Origin of the sequence: Nocardioides psychrotolerans (assembly GCF_943371775.1) — a bacterium.
GTDB lineage: Bacteria > Actinomycetota > Actinomycetes > Propionibacteriales > Nocardioidaceae > Nocardioides > Nocardioides psychrotolerans_A.
In genome coordinates, this window is sequence record NZ_CALRWD010000044.1 from 1 (window position 1) to 18,858 (window position 18,858).

Below are 18,858 nucleotides of genomic sequence, written 5' to 3' on the forward strand. Positions count from 1 at the left end.
CGCGCCTCGTGGACGGTGGCGCCAAGGTCGTCATCACCTCCGACGGCGGTTACCGGCGCGGCAGCGCGTCGGCGCTCAAGCCCGCGGTCGACGAGGCCCGCGCCAAGGCCTCCGGCGAGGGCTTCGACGTCGAGCACGTGCTCGTCGTACGCCGCACGGGCCAGGAGGTCTCCTGGGACGACGCGGTGGACGTGTGGTGGCACGACGTCGTCGACAACGCGTCGGCCGAGCACGCGTGCGAGTTCTTCGACTCCGAGCACCCGCTCTATGTCATGTACACCTCCGGCACGACCGGCAAGCCCAAGGGCATCCTGCACACCACCGGCGGCTACCTCACCGGCACGTCCTACACGCACCACGCGGTCTTCGACCTGAAGCCCGAGACGGACGTCTACTGGTGCACCGCCGACGTCGGCTGGGTGACCGGCCACTCCTACATGGTCTACGGACCGCTCGCCAACGGCGCGACCCAGGTGATGTACGAAGGCACGCCCGACGCCCCTCACAAGGGGCGTTGGTGGGAGATCATCGCGGACTACGGCGTGACGATCTTCTACACCGCCCCCACCGCGATCCGGACCTTCATGAAGCAGGGCCGCGAGATCCCCGACGGCTTCGACCTGTCCTCGCTGCGGCTGCTCGGCTCGGTCGGTGAGTCCATCAACCCCGAGGCCTACATGTGGTACCGCGAGGTCATCGGCGGCGAGCGCTGCCCGATCGTCGACACCTGGTGGCAGACCGAGACCGGCCAGATCATGATCTCGCCGCTGCCCGGCGTCACCTCCGGCAAGCCGGGCTCCGCGATGACCCCGATGCCCGGCATCGAGGTCGACGTGGTGAACGACGACGGCGAGTCCGTGCCTAACGGCTCGGGTGGCTACCTGGTGGTCAAGGAGCCGTGGCCCGCGATGCTGCGCACCCTGTGGGGCGACGACGACCGCTTCAAGGAGACCTACTGGGCGCGCTTCCGCAAGCAGGGCTACTACTTCGCCGGCGACGGAGCCAAGAGGGACGACGACGGCGACATCTGGCTGCTCGGCCGCGTCGACGACGTCATGAACGTCTCCGGCCACCGCCTCTCCACCACCGAGATCGAGTCGGCGCTGGTCTCGCACCCCAAGGTCGCCGAGGCGGCCGTGGTCGGTGCGGCCGACGAGACCACCGGCCAGGCGGTCTGCGCGTTCGTCATCCTGCGCGACTCCGCGGGCGACGGTGGCGCCGACATCGTCGAGGAGCTGCGCAAGCACGTGCAGAAGGAGATCGGCGCGATCGCCAAGCCGCGCCAGATCATGGTCGTCCCCGAGCTGCCCAAGACCCGCTCGGGCAAGATCATGCGCCGCCTGCTCAAGGACGTCGCCGAGCACCGCGAGGTCGGCGACGTCACCACGCTCGCCGACGGTGCCGTGATGGACCTGATCAGCAAGGGCGTCTCCTCCGGCAAGGCCGACGACTGACCCACGCCCACGCCGAGTCGGCGCAGTGTTGCAGCAGCCTGTGCAACATCGCGCCGACTCGGCCACTTTCCGGGCGTTCGTGGTGGGGTCGGGTCGCGCTAGGCTGAGCACGGTGCGCCGGGAAGTCTGGTCGGCAACGACCTGACCGACCCCACTGTCTGGAGCCGTCACCCGTGACCACCCCGCCGTCCGCGCCACCCCCAGCCCCCCGCCGTACGACGGGCCCGCGACTCTTCGCGCGCGGCACCTTCCTGGAGAACTCCCGCATCTCCGAGGTCCTCCGCGCGGAGACGACCGGCGGGCTGCTGCTCATCATCGGCGCGACGGTCGCGATCATCTGGGCCAACACCCCCTGGGCCGACGTCTACGAGTCGATCCGCGACGTGCGGGTCGGGCCGGAGTCTTTGCACCTCGACCTGAGCCTCGGCACGTGGGCGGCCGACGGGCTGCTGGCGATCTTCTTCTTCGTGGCCGGCCTCGAGCTCAAGCGGGAGTTCGTCGCCGGCGACCTGCGTGACCCGCGTCGGGCCGCCGTGCCCGTGGCAGCCGCGATCGGCGGCATGGCCGCGCCGGCGCTGATCTTCGTGCTGTGGAACCTCGGCGGCGACGGTGGGCTCCGCGGCTGGGCGATCCCCACCGCCACCGACATCGCCTTCGCCGTGGCGATCCTCGCGGTGATCAGCACCCACCTCCCGAGCGGGCTGCGCACCTTCCTGCTCACGCTCGCGGTGGTCGACGACCTGCTGGCCATCACGATCATCGCGATCTTCTACACCGAGTCGCTGGACCTGGCCTTCCTCGCGCTGGCCCTGGTCCCGATCGGTCTGTTCGGCCTGCTGGTGCAGCGGCGCATCCGCAGCGGCTGGCTGCTCGTCCCCCTCGCCCTCGTCTCCTGGGCGTTGGTCCACGAGTCGGGGGTGCACGCCACCGTCGCGGGGGTGCTGCTGGGATTCACGGTGCCGGTGCTGCGCCGCGACTCCGACCCCGACAAGCCCGGGTTGGCCGAGCACCTCGAGCACGTCGTGCGCCCGATCTCGGCCGGCTTCGCCGTGCCCGTCTTCGCCTTCTTCGCCGCCGGCGTGACCGTCGGCGGGCTCAGCGGGCTGGTCGACTCGCTGCGCGACCCGGTCGCGCTCGGCATCGTGTGCGGGCTCGTGGTCGGCAAGACCATCGGCATCGTGGGCTCCACGTGGCTGCTCGCGACCTTCACCCGCGCCGACCTCGACGACGAGCTGAGCTGGGTCGACGTCACGGGCATGGCCATGCTGGCCGGCATCGGCTTCACCGTCTCCCTGCTCATCGGGGAGCTCGCCTTCGGCCAGGGCAGCGAGCGGGAGGACCACGTCAAGGTCGGTGTGCTCGTCGGCTCCCTGACCGCGGCACTCCTCGCGACCATCGTCCTGCGCGCCCGCAACCGCGTCTACCGGCGCATCTGCGAGCTCGAGGAGCGCGACGACGACGGTGACGGCGTGCCCGACGTCTTCCAGCGCGACGGCTCTCACCCCTCCTGACGGGGCGCCCACCCGTCGTCGTTCTGTAGGGTCGGGGTCTCACTTCGATCCCAGAGGACCCTGCATGGCAACCGAACCGGTCAAGGCACCGCCCGCTGAGGGCGATCCCACCATCGGACGTCTCGTCGCCGACGCCAGTCGCGACATCTCGACCCTGGTCTCCAAGGAGATCGAGCTCGCCAAGAGCGAGCTCAAGGTCAGCGTCACCGCCGGCGGCATCGGTGTCGCGATGTTCGCCGCAGCAGGCTTCGTCGCGGTCCTCGCGATCATCATGCTGTCGGTCGCCCTGGCCTACTTCATCCACTGGAACGACAAGGGCCTCGAGCTGCACTGGGCGTTCCTGATCGTCTTCGGCCTCTACCTCGCGATCGCCGGGCTGCTGGTCTTCGTCGGCATCAAGAAGGTCAAGCAGGTCAAGGCGCCCGAGAAGGCGATCAAGCAGGGCAAGCAGATCCCGGCCGCCCTCAAGGGCAAGGTGGAGTGACTTCGTCACTCCATTGGGAGTGCTCGCTTCGCTCGCACTCCCGGGCTGCTGATCGAGCTCAGCCAGCGCAGTCGCCGGTCGACTCCGCCTCGGTGTTGGTGACCCCGATCGCGGCCGAGTCGGCCACCTGGTCGGCGGTCAGGGCGTAGCCCGTCTCGGGGTCGGTGACCGATGCGGCGAAGACGACGCCGGCGACGTCACCGGCGGAGGTGATGATCGGGCCGCCGGAGTTGCCGGGGCGCACCAGTCCGCGCAGGGAGAACACCTCGCGGATGACCGTGCCCTCGCCGTAGATGTTGGGTGAGCGCAGGCGCTGCTCGGAGCGGATGCGCCCGGGCTGGACGTCGAACGGGCCGTCCTGCGGATAGCCGAGGATCGCCACGCCGTCCTCGGACACGACGTCGAGGTCGAAGCGGAGCACCGGGATGTCGTCGCTCTCAAAGGACAGCACCGCGATGTCGAGGTCGGGGTTGTACTCCACGACCTCGGCCGGGACGGAGGAGTCCCCGATGATGATCTCGGGCTCGTCCACGCCGGCCACCACGTGGGCGTTGGTCATCAACCGGTCCTCGGAGTAGAGGAAGCCGGAGCCCTCGACCCCGCGACCGCAGTCGTTGGTGCCCCGGATCTTGAGCACGGCCGGCTCGGCGCCGAGCACGTCGGGGTCGCGCAGCAGCCGCTTGGGGCCGGGGCCGACCTCGACGATCCGCTCGGGCGCGAAGGGCTCGAGGTAGCGCGGGAAGAAGCTCGTGCCGACGACGTTGTTGAAGGCCTGGAGCACGCCGGAGGCCGACTGCGGCAGGGCCGAGTCGACAGCCTTGAGCATGGTGGAGCCGCGCACCAGCGGCGTGACCGAGCCGATCCGGGAGCCGGAGATCGCGACCCCGAGCGCCCAGGCGACGATCAGCACGGCGAGGGCGCTGAGGGCGGCTCCGCCGATCGCGTCGATCGCCCGGATGGGCTGCCAGGTGATCCGGTCACGGATCCGCGCGCCGGCGTACTGGAAGCCCGCCTGGCCCAACGAGGCCGCCAGGATCACGATGAAGAGGGCGCCCAGGGAGACCATCAGCGACGGGTCGGCGTCCCCCAGCGCGATCGGCGCGAGCCAGACCCCGAGCAGACCGCCGAGGAGCAGGCCCGTGGTCGCGAAGGCACCGGTGACGAAGCCCTGCCAGTAGCCCGAGAGGGCGTAGGCGAGGACGAGGACCACGAGCAGCCAGTCGAGGGCGTTCACGGGCGCTCCTCGAAGCGGGTGTTGGGTGCGTAGTCGCGGCGGGCAGGCTCACCCTGCAGCATGTAGGACGGCAGCTCGCGCACCGGCGGGTCGTCCAGCGGTGCGTTCCACCCGAGGAAGTCGAAGAGCCTCGAGATGATGCCGGCCGTGAATCCCCAGAGGATCACGTCCTTGTCGTCGCCGATCATGAAGCCCGGGCCGGTGAAGCCGCTGGGGTGGCGCACGTTGATCCGGTGCGTCGGCTCGACCAGCTCGCGCAGCGGGACGCGGTAGATCGCGTGCACCTCGTCGGGCGAGACCACCGAGACCGGGCTCGGCTCGCGCCACCAGGCCAGCAGCGGGGTCACGGCGAAGTTGCTCGGTGGCAGCCACAGCTCGGGCAGCTCGGCGAAGATGTCCACGCCCGTCGGGTCGAGGCCGGTCTCCTCCTGCGCCTCGCGCAGCGCAGCCTCGCGCGGGGTCTCACCGGGGTCGATCGTGCCGCCGGGGAAGGACACCTGGCCGGGGTGGGAGCGCATGTGGTGCGCCCGCTCGGTCAGCAGCAGGTCGGGGCCGGCCTCGGTCTCGCCGAAGAGCATCAGCACCGCACCACGCCGGGGGTCGGAGTCCTCGGGCGGCATGAAGCGGGTGAGCTCGTGGACGGTGATCGAGCGCGCCCCCTCCTCCACCGGCCGCAGCCAGTCGGGCAGCTCGCTCACAGGGTCACGTCCAGGTAGCGCTCGGAGAGCTCCACGAGCTCGTCGACCGACTCGATCTCCTCGAACTCCATGTGCGTCACCGTGCCCTCGGCGTCGACGAACGCCAGGAACGGCAGGCCCTGGATGAACGGGAAGGGCGGCGAGTCGCTGACCAGCCCCTCGGGGTCGGCCAGCAGGTCGTAGGTGACGCCGCTCCTGTCCACGAGCTCCTCGGCCTTCTCCTGCCGGGTCTCGAGGTGGTTGATGCCGAGCAGCGAGACCTGGTCGCCGTAGGCCTCGTCGAAGTCGGCCAGCACGGGCATCTCGCGCGCGCACGGCCCGCACCACGACGCCCACAGGTTGACCACCATCGGGCCCTTGAGCGTGGCCAGGTCGACCTCCTCGCCGGAGCCGAAGGCGGTCAGGCTCACCTCCGGCAGGGTCGTCACCTCCGGCCGGTCGTCACCGCCCGTGCACGCGGACAGCAGGAGGGCGAGCGCTACGACGGGCGCCACGAGGAGTCGTCTCACGCGGGCCCCTGCGCCTTCACGAGGGCGGCTGCGGCCACCGGGTCGGTCGGCCCCTCGCCGTACGACGGGCACAGTCGCGCCAGCGGGCAGGCACCGCACGCGGGCTTCTTGGCATGGCAGCGCCGGCGTCCGTGCCAGATGAGGTGGTGGCTCAGCATCGTCCAGTCACGCTGGTGGAACAGGGCTCCGACGGCGTGCTCGGCCTTGACGGGATCGGTCTCCTCGGTCCAGCCGAGGCGCCGCGCGAGCCGACCGAAGTGGGTGTCGACGGTGATGCCCGGCACGCCGAACGCGTTGCCCAGCACCACGTTGGCGGTCTTGCGCCCGACCCCGGGAAGGGTCACGAGGTCGTCGAGGCGGCCGGGCACCTGCCCGTCGTAGCGCTCGACGAGGGCAGCGCTGAGCTTGAGCAGCGACTCGGTCTTGGCGCGGAAGAAGCCGAGGGGCCCGACGATCTGCTCGAGGTGCTCGCGCGGCGCGGCCGCCATCGCCGCGGGGTCGGGGTAGGCGGCGAAGAGGGTGGGCCGGACCGCATTGACCCGTCGGTCGGTGGTCTGCGCGCTCAGGACCGTCACGACCAGCAGCTCGAAGGGGGTGTCGAAGTCGAGCTCGCAGCAGGCGTCGGGATAGGTCTCGGCGAGGATCCGGTCGATCTTGCGTGCGCGACGCACGAGGCCGGTGTGGGTCTCGGTCGCGGGCACCCCGACAGCCTACGGCGCCCCGGGGACGGCCCTCCGGAGAGGACCGGGACGCGATCCGTGGAGTCCCTCTGGCGGGTTGAGTTTCTCTGTGAGATCGCCCACTGGATAGGATCACTCTTGACACCACTCCAGGAGGATCCGTGGACAACGACGTACTCCGTCAGGCCCCGCTGTTCAGCGCGCTCGACGACGAGGCCGCCACCGCGCTGCGGGCTTCGATGACCGACACCCGGCTGCGCCGCGGCGACGTGCTCTTCCACGAGGGCGACTCGGGCGACAAGCTCTACATCGTGCTCGAGGGCAAGGTGAAGCTCGGCCGCTCCTCCTCCGACGGTCGCGAGAACCTCCTCGCCATCCTCGGCCCGGGCCAGATGTTCGGCGAGCTCTCGCTCTTCGACCCGGGCCCGCGCTCGGCCACCGTCACCGCGGTCACCGACTCCACCTTCGCCTCGCTGTCCCACGAGGACCTGCTGCGTTGGCTCGAGGGCCGCCCCGTCGTCGCCCGCGGCCTGCTCGCGCAGCTCGCCGGCCGCCTCCGCAAGGCCAACGACGTCGTCGCCGACCTGGTGTTCTCCGACGTCCCCGGCCGTGTCGCCAAGGCGCTGCTCGACCTCGCCGACCGCTTCGGCCGCACCGCCGACGACGGCGTCCACGTGCACCACGACCTCACCCAGGAGGAGCTCGCCCAGCTGGTCGGCGCCTCCCGCGAGACGGTCAACAAGGCGCTCGCCGACTTCGCGTCGCGCGGCTGGCTGCGTCTCGAGCCCCGCTCGGTGGTCATCATGGACGTCGAGCGCCTGGCCCGCCGCGCCCGCTGACCCGTGGCGGACTCGGACGCCCGCATGCGCGCCATCCCGAAGGACTACCCACCCTTCCTCTACATCCCCTGCCTCGAGCACGTGCGCGAGACGGCTGGAGCGGAGGCGGTCTACCGCACGACCAAGGACGGGCGCACCGCGCTGCTCGTCTACTCCGCGCTCGACCGCCTGCACGCCTGCTGCGGTGAGGACCAGCCGTGGTTCGGCCTGCCGACCCACGAGCTGCAGCGGCTCTACGACGTCCGGCCGTTCGACGTGGTCTACGCCGACGTCTACGTCCCCGAGGAGCGCCGGGAGCCTGGCCCTCAGAGGCAGGTGCGGTGAACAACGCGGCTGACGCGGGTGGCGGCGGCAGCGCCGGCCCCTCGAGCCTCGTCGTGGACCCCGCCACCCTCACGCGGGTCTCCTCGCGCCTGGGCGCCGCGGCCGCTGACCTCGACGCGGTCGGCTCGTCGCGTCCCAGCGCGGGTGGCACCGGCCAGGCCGAGCCCCTGCTGCTGATGATCCTGGCTGCGGCCAGCGAGGCGGGCGCGCGGCTCTCCTACGAGTCGTCGATCCTGGCCGCGGCGGTCGAGGACTGCAACGTCGCCGCGCAGGACGCGGACGCCGTGGCGGCCGCCTCGTTCCTGGTCGACGGCGGCAGCCCGTGAGCGACCTCGACACCGAGATCGAGGGCAGCGCCTCCACCATCCGCTCGGTGGCCACCTGGCTGCGCGGCGACCTCGAGGTCGGTCTCAGCGACCTGGGCGACACCGTCGCCACCCAGCGCTCCACCGCGCAGGGCGACTGGGACGGTGAGGCCGCCACGGCCTTCTCCGGTCGGGCGAGCACGCTGGCGACCTCGGCCGACGACGGAGCACGCATCTCCCGCGCCGTCGCAGGCGATGTCGACGTCCTGGCCACGGCGCTCGAGACCGCGCAGCGCGAGATGGGCCGGGTCCGCACCGCCGCCCGGGCCGGCGACCTGGTGGTCGACGGCTTCCGGGTGCGCAACCCCGGGGCGGGACCTGCGGCCGACGACCCGGCTGCCGAGGCCCACGCCGACAAGGTCACCGTGTGGAACCAGTGCGTCGAGGACGCCGACGCCGCCTGGACGACCTGGCAGGCGGCACTCGACACCGCCGGCTCCGCCTGGTCGCGGCACGACACCCAGTACGTCGGGATCGCCGCCCAGCTGCTCTCGTCCGGCATCCAGATCGAGCTGATCCGTCGTACGACGCCGATCCTGACCGCCGAGGTCGACTCGATGCTCACCCGGGCCGCCGAGCTGCGCGCCCACGCCGACGCCCTGCGCACCCCGGACGGCCGGGTCTCCGACCCCTCCCGCTTCTACGACCTGCTCGACGAGGCCGACCGGCTCGACGACGCCCACCCCGCTGCGCGCGGCAACCTCCCCAGCTGGGAGCTGCCGCGCGGCCTCACCCGCGGGCTCTGGGTGCTCGACGTGGCCGCCGCCGGCTACGGCATCCACTCCGACTGGGACGAGGAGGGCCCGGCCCAGGCGATCACCTCCAACGTCGTGCCGGCCGCGGCGTCGATCGCCTCCGGCGTCGCCGCAGGGGCTGCGACCGGGGCGGTCGTGGGCAGCTTCATCCCCGTGCCCGGGGTGGGCACCGCCGCCGGCGTCATCGTGGGTGCGGGGGTCGGGCTCGTCGTCGGCGCCTTCACGTCCGGGGCGATCGACAGCCTCTTCGACTCCGGGGCCGACACCCTCGGAGACTGGGGCAACGCCGTGGCAGACGGCGCCGGCGAGATCGCCGACACGGTCAGCGGCCTGGCCGAGGGCGCCGGTGAGGTCTTTGACTCCATCTTCTGAGACCCGTCCGTGGTTCCGCTCCCGCGTGGTCGTCCTCTTCACCGCCGCCATCACCGCGGTGGTCTGTGCCGCCAGCGCCTGGCGCGCGCTCGTCGAGACGGACGGTCGCGCCACCTTGGCGGCCGTCGCCCTCTTCACCGGCGCGGTGAGCCTGATGATGCTCGCCAGCCTTGTAGGCGACGCGGGCACCTGGTCGACCACCGATCTCGACGGTCAGCCGGCGTGGCGGCTGCGTCTCGGCCCCGCGCGCACGGCCACCGTCACGGTCGTCGCCGTGCTCGCCGCCAGCGCACTGGGGCTGGTGCTCGCGGCCCTCGCCGTCGGCGAGGGCTCGCTGGCCGGTGGCCTGGTCCTGGGCGCACTCGCCCTCGGCGTGCTGCTGCTGGCCGTCGAGCTGGGCCGGGTCGCCGCTCGCGCCCCCGCACTGGTCATCGGGGTCGACCGGCTCCGGCACGAGGGCGCCGGGGTGCTCGTCGACCTCGGCTGGGACGACGTCACGACCATCGAGTGGGCCCACGTCGGCACCCGGCGAGCGTCCCTGCGCATCGGCGCAGCCTCCGATGCCACGACCCACCGGGTGCGCGCACGGCGCTCGCTGCTGCCCCTCGACCACGTGCCCCACGAGCCGGGGATCGAGCTGCGCACCGGCCTACTGGCCGACGGGCCGGCCCTGCTGCGCCTGCTGCGCGAGCTGCAGGTGGGCGGCCGGGCCACCCGGGAGTCGCTGATCACCCGCGGCGTCCCCGAGGTCTCGGGCCGCTGAGGGACCCTCAGCGGCGCTCGGCGAGGTAGGCCAGCTGCGCGCGCACCGAGAGCTCGGCGGCGCCCCAGAGCACCGGGTCGACGTCGGAGTAGACGAGCTCGACCACCTGGCGCGGCAGCTCGTCGACCGCCAGCCCCTCGGGGTGCGGTTGGTCGCGCAGGGTGGCGACGGCCGCCTCGACCTGGCCGAGGCGGTCCTGGCGGTGCGCGATGTAGAAGTCGAGCGCCCCGAGCGCGTCGCCGATGACCGGGCCGTGGCCGGGCCAGATCGAGGCCACCTCGTGGGCCGCCGCCAGCGCGTGGAGGCGGTCGAGGGAGTCGAGGTAGGCACCGAGCCGGCCGTCGGGGTGCGCGACGACCGTGGTGCCGCGGCCGAGGACGGTGTCGCCGGTGAGGACCGCGGCCTCGGCCGGCAGGAAGAACGACAGGGAGTCGGCCGTGTGGCCGGGCGTGCCGATCACCCGCAGCTCGAGCCCGTCGGCGTCGACGACGTCACCGTCGGCGAGTCCCTCGGAGCCGAGCCGGTAGGCGGGATCGAGCGCGCGGACGCCACACCCCACCCGCTCGGCGAACTCCCGGGCCGCCTCGGCGTGGTCGTGGTGGTGGTGGGTCAGCAGCACGACGGCGACCTCACCGGCCTCCTCGGCCACCGCGTCGAGGTGCGACATGATCGAGGGCCCCGGGTCGATCACGACCGAGCGCCGCGCACCTGGCTCGCGCAGCACCCAGGTGTTGGTGCCGTCGAGGGTCATCATGTCGGCGTTGGGGGCGAGCACGCAGCGCGCCCGCGCGCCGAAGGACCCGCCGGTCCAGGCCCCGTCAGCGCTCACGGACGACGCCGATCGGCCACCAGGGGACGCATCCGATCGGGCATCGACAGGGTCCAGCCGTCGCCCAAGGGCTCGACCGACGGGGTGAACATGTCGACCGTGCGACCCTCGGCCACCGCGAGGACCTCGGCCGGAGAGGACTGCTGCCCGACCTCGAGACAGGTGAGGTAGGTCGGCGGCATCATCGCCAGCTCTCCACCGTCGGCCTGGTCGGCGGCCAGCCGGGCCGGCACCCAGTGGACCGACGACGACTCGGTCGAGACGTCGCGGGTCAGCTGCCCCTCGGGCAGCAGCGCGACGAAGAACCACGTGCGGTAGCGCTTGGGCTCGAAGACGGGCGTCAGCCAGCCGTCCCACGTGCCGAGCAGGTCCGTGCGCAGCACCAGCCCGCGGCGGGAGAGGAACTCGGTCATCGCCAGCTCACGCGACTCCAGCGCGTGGCGGTCGGCCTCCCACTGCTCACCGGTCGTGTCGGCGACCACGGTGTCCGGAGAGTCCCCCGCCAGGAGCACGCCGGACTCCTCGAAGGTCTCGCGCACGGCGGCGCAGACCAGCGCCCGGGCGGTCTCCTCGTCGGCGCCGAGGCGGCGGGCCCACTCGGCGGGCGACGGGCCGGCCCAGGCCACGCTCGCGTCGAAGTCGCGGGGGTCGACCCCGCCGCCCGGGAAGACACACATGCCCCCGGCGAAGTCCATGGAGACCTGACGGCGCAGCAGGTAGACCTCGGGCCCGTCGGGCGAGGGACGCATCAGGACGACGGTCGCTGCGTTGCGGGGCTCGACGGGCGTCTTCGTGCCGTCCTCGAACTGGCGCGCGACCTCGAGGAGACCGTCGGGCAGCGGCACCGGTGGCAGCGGGATCCTCACGGCTCAGACCTCGACGAGGATCTCGACCTCGACCGGCGAGTCGAGCGGCAGGACCGAGACGCCGACCGCCGAGCGGGCGTGCACCCCGGCCTCGCCGAAGACCTTGCCGAAGAGCTCCGAGGCGCCGTTGGCGACCTGCGGCTGACCGGTGAAGTCCGGCGTCGAGGCCACGAAGACGACGACCTTGACGATCCGCTTGACGGCCGCGAGGTCACCGACCTGCGCCTTCACCGCCGCGATCGCGTTGAGCGCGCACTGCTGGGCGCACGCGTAGGCCTCCTCGGCCGAGACCTCGCCCCCGACCTTGCCGGTGAGCATCAGCTCGCCGCCGCGCATCGGCAGCTGGCCCGAGGTGAAGACGTGGTGGCCGCTGCGCACGGCCGGCACGTAGACCGCGACCGGCTTGGCGACCTCGGGGACCGCCAGGCCGAGCGCCGCGAGCCGCTCCTCCGGGGTCTGGCTCGACTCCTGTCCGGGCGCCTGGGTCACTGGACGGGCCGCTTGAAGTAGCCCACCAGGTTCTCCGGGTTCATGCCCGGCGCGACCTGCACCAGCTCCCACCCGTCGGCCCCGAAGTTGTCGAGGATCTGCTTGGCCGCGTGCGTGAGGATCGGCGCGGTCAGGTACTCCCATTTCGTCATGACCCGCACCCTACTCGGCGAGGTCCCACCCGAGTGGCCCCGATATTTCTTCTTCTTTCTTTGTTTCTGTTGACTTATGTTGAGACGTGGGTCACGCTGGTGACGCACGCCACACTCTCGGGATCCACGGCATGCAGACCCCCATCTCCGGGCCCAGCCCGGAGCACGAGTGAGGAAGACCGGATGAAGTTCATCGCCGTGACGTCGTGCCCCACCGGCATCGCCCACACCTACATGGCAGCCGAGGCGCTCGAGATCGCCGCCCGCGAGGCCGGCCACGAGATCGCCGTCGAGACCCAGGGCGCGGGAGGTGCCGAGCGCGTCGACCAGTCCGTCATCGATGCGGCCGACGCCGTCATCTTCGCCGCTGACGTCGAGGTCCGTGACCGCCAGCGCTTCGAGCACAAGCCGCTGGTCGTTACCGGCGTCAAGAGCGCCATCAACGACCCGGCCGGCCTGCTGCGCCAGGCCGAGGCGGCCGCGGCCCGCGGCGTCACCGGCACCCCCGGCGGCGCGCCCGCGGCGTCGTACGCCGGAGGGCTGGCCAGCAAGGTCGACATGAACGCCTCCGTCGGCACCCGCGTGCGTCAGTGGCTCATGACCGGCGTGAGCTACATGATCCCCTTCGTCGCCGCCGGCGGCATCCTGATCGCCCTCGGCTTCATGCTCGCCCGCATCGCCGGCGGCGGCGACGGCGCGATCGCGGTCACCGCGATCCCCCTCACCGACATCATCAACGACTTCGACCCGACCTCCGGGATGATGTGGGCGGCCCTGCTCTTCCAGGCCGGTGTCGCGGCCTTCGGCTTCCTGGTCCCGGTCCTCGCCGGCTTCATCGCCTTCGCGATCGCCGACCGTCCCGGCATCGCCCCCGGCTTCGTCGCCGGCGCGCTCGCCGGTGCCGTCGGCGCCGGCTTCCTCGGCGGTCTCGCCGGTGGCTTCCTCGCCGGCTTCCTGGCCCTGTGGATCAGCCGCCTCAAGGTCCCCCGCGCGGTGCAGAGCATCATGCCGGTCGTCGTCACCCCGCTGCTCGCGACGCTCGCCGTCGCCGTCATCATGCTGCTCGTCCTCGGCAAGCCCCTCGCCAGCGTGCAGACCGGCCTCACCGACGGCCTCAACAGCCTCAGCGGCGGCTCCATCGTGCTGCTCGGCATGATCCTCGGCCTGATGATGGCCTTCGACATGGGCGGCCCCGTCAACAAGGTCGCCTACACCTTCGCCTCCGGCGGACTGACCGCCGGCGCGATCGCCGCCGGTGGCACCGAGCTCACCGTCATGGCCGTCGTCATGGCCGCCGGCATGACCCCGCCGCTCGGCCTGGCGCTCGCCACCGTGATCCGCAAGCGCCTCTTCAGCAAGGCCGAGCAGGAGAACGGCAAGGCGGCCTGGCTGCTGGGCGCCTCCTTCATCACCGAGGGCGCCATCCCGTTCGCCGCGGCCGACCCGCTGCGGGTCATCCCCTCGATCATGCTCGGCTCCGCGGTCACCGGTGGCCTCGTCGCCGGCTTCGGCAGCGAGCTCGCCGCCCCGCACGGCGGCATCTGGGTCACCCCGCTGATCAGCGGCATCCCCGGCTACCTCGCGGCCGTCGTCATCGGCACCGTCATCACCGCCGGTGCGGTGATCGTGCTCAAGGGCCTGCGTCCGCAGCCCGTCGAGGCCGACGGCACTGTCGTGGCGACGTCAGCCGGCCAGCCGGTCGCCGTCTGACCGTCGCACACCCCCGCTCGGGGGCATGAGTCACGCAGGGCCCGGAGGCGACCCCTCCGGGCCCTGCGTCATGTCGGCCCGGGATGCGTCGCGCTTCGCGACCGCGGCCCCCCAGAGCCCGTTGGCCCTGGCCACCTCGACCGCCGCCCAGCCCGCAGCGTGCATGCGCCCCTCGCCGTCGAGACGCTCGACCCGATCGACGTTGCTGACCGACCAGTTGCTGCGCGGTCGACGCGGCGTCATGCGGATCAACGTGCCTCCGCCCTCGCGGCGACGCGCCTGTCCATCGATCCAGCCGAAGCAGACCGCCTCCTCGACGGCCAGCTCATAGGTCAGCTCCGTCACGGTGTCGCCCGCCTTGTTCAGCACCAGCCAGATGCCAGGGGCCCCGGCGTGGTGCGCCAGCAGCCAGTCCCGCCACCCGGAGGCGTCGGGGACGAGCAGCTCCTGGAGCTCGGGGGCAGCCATGACGACCCGAGGCCGATCTAGAGGAAGCCGACGTAGGGCGAGAGCACGTTGCGCAGCTCGTTGAGGCCGAGGGCCAGGAAGAGCAGCGCGCACAGCGCGAGCATCCCGTTGGAGACCCAGCCGTTGCGCCACTCGGCGGGCACGTCGGAGTGCGGCAGCGCCCCCTCGCGGCGCTTGTTGAGCAGCACCAGCAGGGTGATCGCGAGGAACGGCATGAACAACGCACCGAGCGTCCCGTAGGCGAGGATCAGCCCGATCGGCTCGTCGAGCAGCAGGAGCAGCATCGGCGGGAAGGTCAGCCACAGCATGTAGCCGCGGAAGAAGCGGCCGCCGGTGCGGGTGTCGGGGTGTCCCGACGGCAGGTCGCGCAGGTTGCCGACGAAGTCGGCGAACATCAGGCTCACGCCGCTCCAGACGCCGATGAGCGAGGAGAAGGACGAGGCGAAGAAGCCGATCAGGAACACCTTGCCGAAGACCTCGCCGTAGCGCTCGTCGAGGATCCCGGAGAGCTGCACGAGCGCCTGGTCACCGCTCTCGGACGCGATGCCCATCGCGTAGTAGAGCTCGGCGCCGACGATCAGCATCGAGACGACGAAGACACCCGTGACGGCGTAGGCGACGCTGTTGTCGAGGCGCATCACCCGAATGAACGCCGGAGTGCTCCACCCCTTCTCCCGCAGCCAGTAGCCGTAGGCCGCCAGCGTGATCGTGCCGCCAACGCCGCCGGCGATCGCGAGCACGTTGACGATCGAGTCGTCGGGGAAGATCGGGCGCAGGCCGAGGGCGATCTCGCCGAGGTTGGGCGTCGCCAGCAGGGCCGCTCCGACGACGGTGACGAACATGACGCCGACCAGGGCCGCCATCACCTTCTCGAACGACGCGTAGGTGCCGAACCAGACCAGCACCAGTCCGACCAGGCCGATCGCCATCGCCGTGTAGCGCAGCGACAGGTCCGGGAAGAGCGCCACCAGGGGCAGCGCCGACGACGACATCGCCGTCGCGCCGTAGACCAGGCCCCAGACGACGATGTAGGGCGCGAAGTACCAGGTGGTCCAGCGCCCCAGACTGCGCCAGCCCTCGAAGATCGTGCGGCCGGTCGCGAGCGAGTAGCGCCCGGCGCCCTCCACCAGCACGACCTTGATCACGGCGCCGAGCACCGCGACCCACAGCAGGGTGTAGCCGAACTTGGCGCCGGCCACGAGCGTCGCCACCAGGTCGGCGGCCCCCACCCCCGTCGCGGCGACGACGAGGCCCGGCCCGACGATGCGCCACTTCGGCGGTCGTTCACCCGCTGACGTGGCCGTCGTGCCGGTCGCGCGGTCGGTGGTCACTGGACTGTCCCGAGAAGAACCATCGGCCCATCATCACCGCTGCGGTCTCAGGTGGCCAGCCAGGCGTCGAAGGTCAGGCTGCCCCGGGGGCCGTCCTCCACCGGGAGCAGACCGCCGTCACGCATGGCTGCGCCGGCCGCTCCGGGGAGCCGGACGGCGATGACCCTGCGGTGCGGGCCCCGCGCCTGCGACACCCGGCGAGCGAGGTCGGTCATCTGGTGCACCTCGGGGCCGGCGAGGTCGGCGGCGCGACCAGCGGGACCGGCCTCCACGAGGTCGACGAGCGCCTGCGCCACCTCGACCGCGGCGACGGGCTGACTCTGCATGCGCGGCACCAGCGAGACCGGACCCAAGCGGGCGAATCCCAGCGCCTGCTGGGCGAACTCGTGGAACTGGGTCGCTCGCAGGATGCTCCACGGCACCGCGCCGGCGACCACGACCTGCTCCTGGTGGAGCTTGCCCTGGTAGTAGCCCGTGGGCACCCGGTCGATCCCGACGATCGACAGCGCGACGTGGTGGGCGACGCCCGCGCCCTGCTCGGCCTCGAGCAGCGTGCGGGTCACACCGCCGAAGAACGGCTCGGCATCCCGGCGCTTCTGGGTCGCGATGCTCGTGACGTCGACGACCGCGTCCACCCCGACCAGCCGCTCGGCCAGACCGGCGCCGGTCGTGAGGTCGACCCCGAGGGACCGGGCGAGCCCGACGACCTCGTGCCCGCGCTCGCGCGCCACCTGCTCGACGTACGCCCCGACCACGCCGGTGACCCCGGCGACCCCGATCCTCACAGGTCCGTCCTCACGGGTGCAGGGTGGCACAAGCCGCACGCTGGATCCATGCCGTACGACGAGCACCTCGCCGCCCGCGTCCGGCCGGCCACCGCAGTAGCGTCCACCCATGACCTCCGACCTCGGGCAGTGGGAGCCGATGGCCCCGGAGGAGGTGACCGACCTCCTGCGGACCGTCGATCATCCCTGGTGGATCGCCGGCGGCTGGGCCCTCGACCTCCACCTGGGACGCCAGACACGCCCCCACGACGACACCGACGTGCTCATCCTTCGCGACGACCAGCTGGCGATGCAGGACGCTCTGGCCGGGTGGGACCTCCATGCTGCCGACCCGCCGGGCAGCCTGCGGCCGTGGCGGTGGGGGGAGATCCTGCCGGCAGCGGTCCACGACGTCTGGTGCCGACGCACGCCGGCGTCGCCCTGGTCGCTGCAGGTGATGATCGACGACGCGTCGGACGGGACCTGGACCTATCGCCGGGACACCAGGATCCGGCGTCCGGTGGCGGAGCTCGATGGAGGCGCGTGCCACGGCGACCCACGCGTGCTCAGCCCGGAGATCCAGCTCCTCCAGAAGAGCAAGACCCCGCGCGCCAAGGACGAGGCCGACCTCCAGGTGATGAAAGACGTCCTCGACCCGGACCAGCGGGCCTGGCTGGTGCACTCCTTGACCCTGACCTCGCCCGAGCACCCCTGGCTGGCGCAGCTCTGACTCGGTCACCACCACGACGTCGAGTGCGCTTCGGTCTCAGCAGGACTCACCAGGTGAGGTCTGCGCTCAGACCAGCGTCGGCTCGGTCTTCTCGCGCACCTCGTCCTCGGTGACCCCGGGCGCGAGCTCGACCAGGGTCAGTCCACCGCCGTCGGGCAGCACGTCGAGGACGCACAGGTCGGTGATGATCCGCTGGACCACGGCCCGACCCGTGTAGGGCAGCGAGCACTCGTCGACGATCTTGTAGGACCCGTCGCGGGCGACGTGCTCCATCAGCACGATGACCCGCTTGGCCCCGTGGACCAGGTCCATCGCGCCGCCCATGCCCTTCACCATCTTGCCGGGGATCATCCAGTTGGCGATGTCGCCGGCGGCCGAGACCTGCATGGCGCCGAGGATGGCGGCGTCGATCTTGCCGCCGCGGATCATCCCGAAGGAGGTCGCGGAGTCGAAGATGGAGGCGCCCTTGCGCAGGGTGACGGTCTCCTTGCCGGCGTTGATCAGGTCGGGGTCCTCCTCGCCCTCGACGGGCCACGCGCCGGTGCCGAGCACGCCGTTCTCGCTCTGGAGCACCAGCTCGACGTCGTCGGCGACGTAGTTGGGCACCAGGGTCGGCAACCCGATCCCGAGGTTGACGTAGGAGCCGTCGCTCAGCTCCGAGGCCGCCCGCGCGGCCATCTCCTCACGCGTCCAGGCCATGTCAGCTCTCCTCTGCAGCGGGACGCACGGTCCGCTTCTCGATGCGCTTGTCGGCGGCCTGGGCCGGCGTCAGCTCGACCACCCGCTGCACGTAGACCCCGGGCGTGTGCACGTCGTTGGGCTCGATCTCGCCGGGCTCGACGAGCACCTCGACCTCGGCGATCGTGATCCGGCCGCACATCGCGGCGAGCGGGTTGAAGTTGCGCGCGGAGTCCTTGTAGACCAGGTTGCCGTGGCGGTCGCCCTTCCAGGCGCGCACCAGGCCGAAGTCGGCGGTGATGGCCTCCTCGAGGACGTACTCGCGCCCACCGAAGTCCCGGGTCTCCTTGGGTGGCGACGACAGGACGACGTTGCCCTCGGCGTCGTAGCGCCACGGGATGCCGCCCTCGGCGACCTGGGTGCCACCGCCGGTCGCGGTGAAGAAGGCCGGGATGCCCGACCCGCCGGCCCGCATCCGCTCGGCCAGCGTGCCCTGCGGCGTCAGCTCGACCTCGAGCTCCCCGGAGAGGTACTGCCGGGCGAACTCCTTGTTCTCCCCGACGTACGACGACACCATGCGGCGGATCCGCTTCGCCATCAGCAGCCGCCCCAGGCCCCAGTCGTCGACACCGCAGTTGTTCGACACCGCCTCGAGGTCGGTCGTCCCGGCCACCAGCAGCGCGTCGATCAGCACCGAGGGGATCCCGCACAACCCGAAGCCACCCACCGACAGCGTCGCGCCGTCGGGGATGTCGGCCACGGCCGCAGCCGCCGAGCTCATCACCTTGTCCATGGCCCCGATCCAACGCAGCCGGACGAGCATGGTCAACACCCGACCACCCAGCAGACGTGA

General features: G+C 71.8%; 23 protein-coding genes. 10 read left to right on the forward strand and 13 right to left on the reverse strand.

The genetic code is table 11. The annotated features are described in order from the left end of the window. The 3 genes from acs to AAG827_RS13315 form a co-directional block, all read left to right on the forward strand. A partial coding sequence (gene acs, locus AAG827_RS13305) for an acetate--CoA ligase (RefSeq protein WP_341926525.1) occupies positions 1 to 1,454 on the forward strand: 1,454 nt, incomplete at its 5' end. 173 nt (positions 1,455 to 1,627) lie between these two features. Continuing rightward, positions 1,628 to 2,965, forward strand: coding sequence for a Na+/H+ antiporter NhaA (gene nhaA, locus AAG827_RS13310; protein ID WP_341926527.1), 1,338 nt, complete (start codon positions 1,628 to 1,630; stop codon positions 2,963 to 2,965). A gap of 64 nt (positions 2,966 to 3,029) precedes the next feature. Continuing rightward, positions 3,030 to 3,449 carry a phage holin family protein gene (locus tag AAG827_RS13315; RefSeq protein WP_341926528.1) on the forward strand — a complete coding sequence of 140 codons (420 nt, stop codon included), beginning with the start codon at positions 3,030 to 3,032 and terminating at the stop codon, positions 3,447 to 3,449. 58 nt (positions 3,450 to 3,507) lie between these two features. Here the strand turns inward: AAG827_RS13315 and AAG827_RS13320 are convergent, their stop codons facing one another. Genes AAG827_RS13320 through nth form a run of 4 tightly spaced genes read right to left on the reverse strand, consistent with a single transcriptional unit; the run spans position 3,508 to position 6,591 of the window. Beyond that, a complete protein-coding gene (locus AAG827_RS13320; RefSeq protein ID WP_341926530.1) occupies positions 3,508 to 4,683 on the reverse strand; it encodes a MarP family serine protease in 1,176 nt (391 codons plus the stop codon). Next, a complete protein-coding gene (locus tag AAG827_RS13325; protein ID WP_341926531.1) occupies positions 4,680 to 5,381 on the reverse strand; it encodes a CoA pyrophosphatase in 702 nt (233 codons plus the stop codon). Before AAG827_RS13325 ends, AAG827_RS13320 begins: the two co-directional genes overlap by 4 nt. Beyond that, complete coding sequence (locus tag AAG827_RS13330) at positions 5,378 to 5,890, reverse strand: TlpA disulfide reductase family protein (protein ID WP_341926533.1); 513 nt, start codon at positions 5,888 to 5,890, stop codon at positions 5,378 to 5,380. The genes AAG827_RS13325 and AAG827_RS13330 overlap by 4 nt, the downstream gene beginning before the upstream one ends. Next, positions 5,887 to 6,591 carry an endonuclease III gene (gene nth, locus AAG827_RS13335; protein ID WP_341926534.1) on the reverse strand — a complete coding sequence of 235 codons (705 nt, stop codon included), beginning with the start codon at positions 6,589 to 6,591 and terminating at the stop codon, positions 5,887 to 5,889. Before nth ends, AAG827_RS13330 begins: the two co-directional genes overlap by 4 nt. Before the next feature lie 140 nt (positions 6,592 to 6,731). Here nth and AAG827_RS13340 point away from each other — a divergent pair, with 140 nt between their 5' ends. The 5 genes from AAG827_RS13340 to AAG827_RS13360 are packed head-to-tail and all read left to right on the forward strand — an operon-like array spanning position 6,732 to position 9,988. Further along, a complete protein-coding gene (locus AAG827_RS13340; RefSeq protein WP_341926535.1) occupies positions 6,732 to 7,409 on the forward strand; it encodes a Crp/Fnr family transcriptional regulator in 678 nt (225 codons plus the stop codon). A 24-nt stretch (positions 7,410 to 7,433) separates the two neighbouring features. Then, positions 7,434 to 7,733, forward strand: a complete 300-nt coding sequence (locus AAG827_RS13345; RefSeq protein ID WP_341926536.1) for an SAV_915 family protein — start codon at positions 7,434 to 7,436, stop codon at positions 7,731 to 7,733. Then, positions 7,730 to 8,059: a hypothetical protein gene (locus AAG827_RS13350; protein WP_341926537.1), complete on the forward strand. Its 330-nt coding sequence runs from the start codon at positions 7,730 to 7,732 to the stop codon at positions 8,057 to 8,059. Before AAG827_RS13345 ends, AAG827_RS13350 begins: the two co-directional genes overlap by 4 nt. After that, on the forward strand, positions 8,056 to 9,225 hold the full coding sequence (locus AAG827_RS13355) for a hypothetical protein (RefSeq protein ID WP_341926538.1): 1,170 nt from the start codon (positions 8,056 to 8,058) through the stop codon (positions 9,223 to 9,225). The genes AAG827_RS13350 and AAG827_RS13355 overlap by 4 nt, the downstream gene beginning before the upstream one ends. A 25-nt stretch (positions 9,226 to 9,250) precedes the next feature. Beyond that, positions 9,251 to 9,988 carry a hypothetical protein gene (locus AAG827_RS13360; RefSeq protein WP_341926539.1) on the forward strand — a complete coding sequence of 246 codons (738 nt, stop codon included), beginning with the start codon at positions 9,251 to 9,253 and terminating at the stop codon, positions 9,986 to 9,988. Positions 9,989 to 9,995: 7 nt separating this feature from the next. Here AAG827_RS13360 and AAG827_RS13365 read toward each other — a convergent pair whose 3' ends face one another. The 4 genes from AAG827_RS13365 to AAG827_RS13380 are packed head-to-tail and all read right to left on the reverse strand — an operon-like array spanning position 9,996 to position 12,324. Then, positions 9,996 to 10,817, reverse strand: a complete 822-nt coding sequence (locus AAG827_RS13365; protein ID WP_341926541.1) for an MBL fold metallo-hydrolase — start codon at positions 10,815 to 10,817, stop codon at positions 9,996 to 9,998. Then, entirely contained in the window at positions 10,814 to 11,683 is an 870-nt protein-coding gene (locus AAG827_RS13370; RefSeq protein ID WP_341926542.1) for an NUDIX hydrolase, read from the reverse strand. The genes AAG827_RS13365 and AAG827_RS13370 overlap by 4 nt, the downstream gene beginning before the upstream one ends. Positions 11,684 to 11,686: 3 nt before the next feature. Then, positions 11,687 to 12,172, reverse strand: coding sequence for a RidA family protein (locus AAG827_RS13375; protein WP_341926543.1), 486 nt, complete (start codon positions 12,170 to 12,172; stop codon positions 11,687 to 11,689). Further along, positions 12,169 to 12,324, reverse strand: coding sequence for a DUF4177 domain-containing protein (locus tag AAG827_RS13380; RefSeq protein ID WP_341926544.1), 156 nt, complete (start codon positions 12,322 to 12,324; stop codon positions 12,169 to 12,171). The genes AAG827_RS13375 and AAG827_RS13380 overlap by 4 nt, the downstream gene beginning before the upstream one ends. A gap of 183 nt (positions 12,325 to 12,507) precedes the next feature. Here AAG827_RS13380 and AAG827_RS13385 point away from each other — a divergent pair, with 183 nt between their 5' ends. Further along, complete coding sequence (locus tag AAG827_RS13385; protein WP_341926545.1) at positions 12,508 to 14,034, forward strand: PTS fructose transporter subunit IIBC; 1,527 nt, start codon at positions 12,508 to 12,510, stop codon at positions 14,032 to 14,034. A 30-nt stretch (positions 14,035 to 14,064) separates the two neighbouring features. Here AAG827_RS13385 and AAG827_RS13390 read toward each other — a convergent pair whose 3' ends face one another. From AAG827_RS13390 to AAG827_RS13400, 3 genes are read right to left on the reverse strand one after another with little or no spacing between them, the layout of a single operon-like run. Beyond that, positions 14,065 to 14,502, reverse strand: a complete 438-nt coding sequence (locus AAG827_RS13390) for a hypothetical protein (protein ID WP_341926546.1) — start codon at positions 14,500 to 14,502, stop codon at positions 14,065 to 14,067. 17 nt (positions 14,503 to 14,519) lie between these two features. Next, positions 14,520 to 15,833, reverse strand: coding sequence for an Nramp family divalent metal transporter (locus AAG827_RS13395; protein ID WP_341926548.1), 1,314 nt, complete (start codon positions 15,831 to 15,833; stop codon positions 14,520 to 14,522). A gap of 47 nt (positions 15,834 to 15,880) precedes the next feature. Next, a complete protein-coding gene (locus tag AAG827_RS13400) occupies positions 15,881 to 16,618 on the reverse strand; it encodes a 3-beta hydroxysteroid dehydrogenase (protein ID WP_341926549.1) in 738 nt (245 codons plus the stop codon). 109 nt (positions 16,619 to 16,727) lie between these two features. Between AAG827_RS13400 and AAG827_RS13405 the strand changes: the two genes are divergently transcribed. Further along, complete coding sequence (locus AAG827_RS13405; protein WP_341926551.1) at positions 16,728 to 17,327, forward strand: amino acid transporter; 600 nt, start codon at positions 16,728 to 16,730, stop codon at positions 17,325 to 17,327. 66 nt (positions 17,328 to 17,393) lie between these two features. Here the strand turns inward: AAG827_RS13405 and AAG827_RS13410 are convergent, their stop codons facing one another. Together AAG827_RS13410 and AAG827_RS13415 are read right to left on the reverse strand one after the other, a co-directional pair. Next, positions 17,394 to 18,026 (reverse strand): 3-oxoacid CoA-transferase subunit B, encoded by a 633-nt coding sequence (locus AAG827_RS13410; RefSeq protein ID WP_341926552.1) that lies wholly within the window; start codon positions 18,024 to 18,026, stop codon positions 17,394 to 17,396. A gap of 1 nt (position 18,027) precedes the next feature. Continuing rightward, positions 18,028 to 18,798 carry a CoA transferase subunit A gene (locus AAG827_RS13415; RefSeq protein WP_341926578.1) on the reverse strand — a complete coding sequence of 257 codons (771 nt, stop codon included), beginning with the start codon at positions 18,796 to 18,798 and terminating at the stop codon, positions 18,028 to 18,030. Positions 18,799 to 18,858 lie beyond the last annotated feature (60 nt).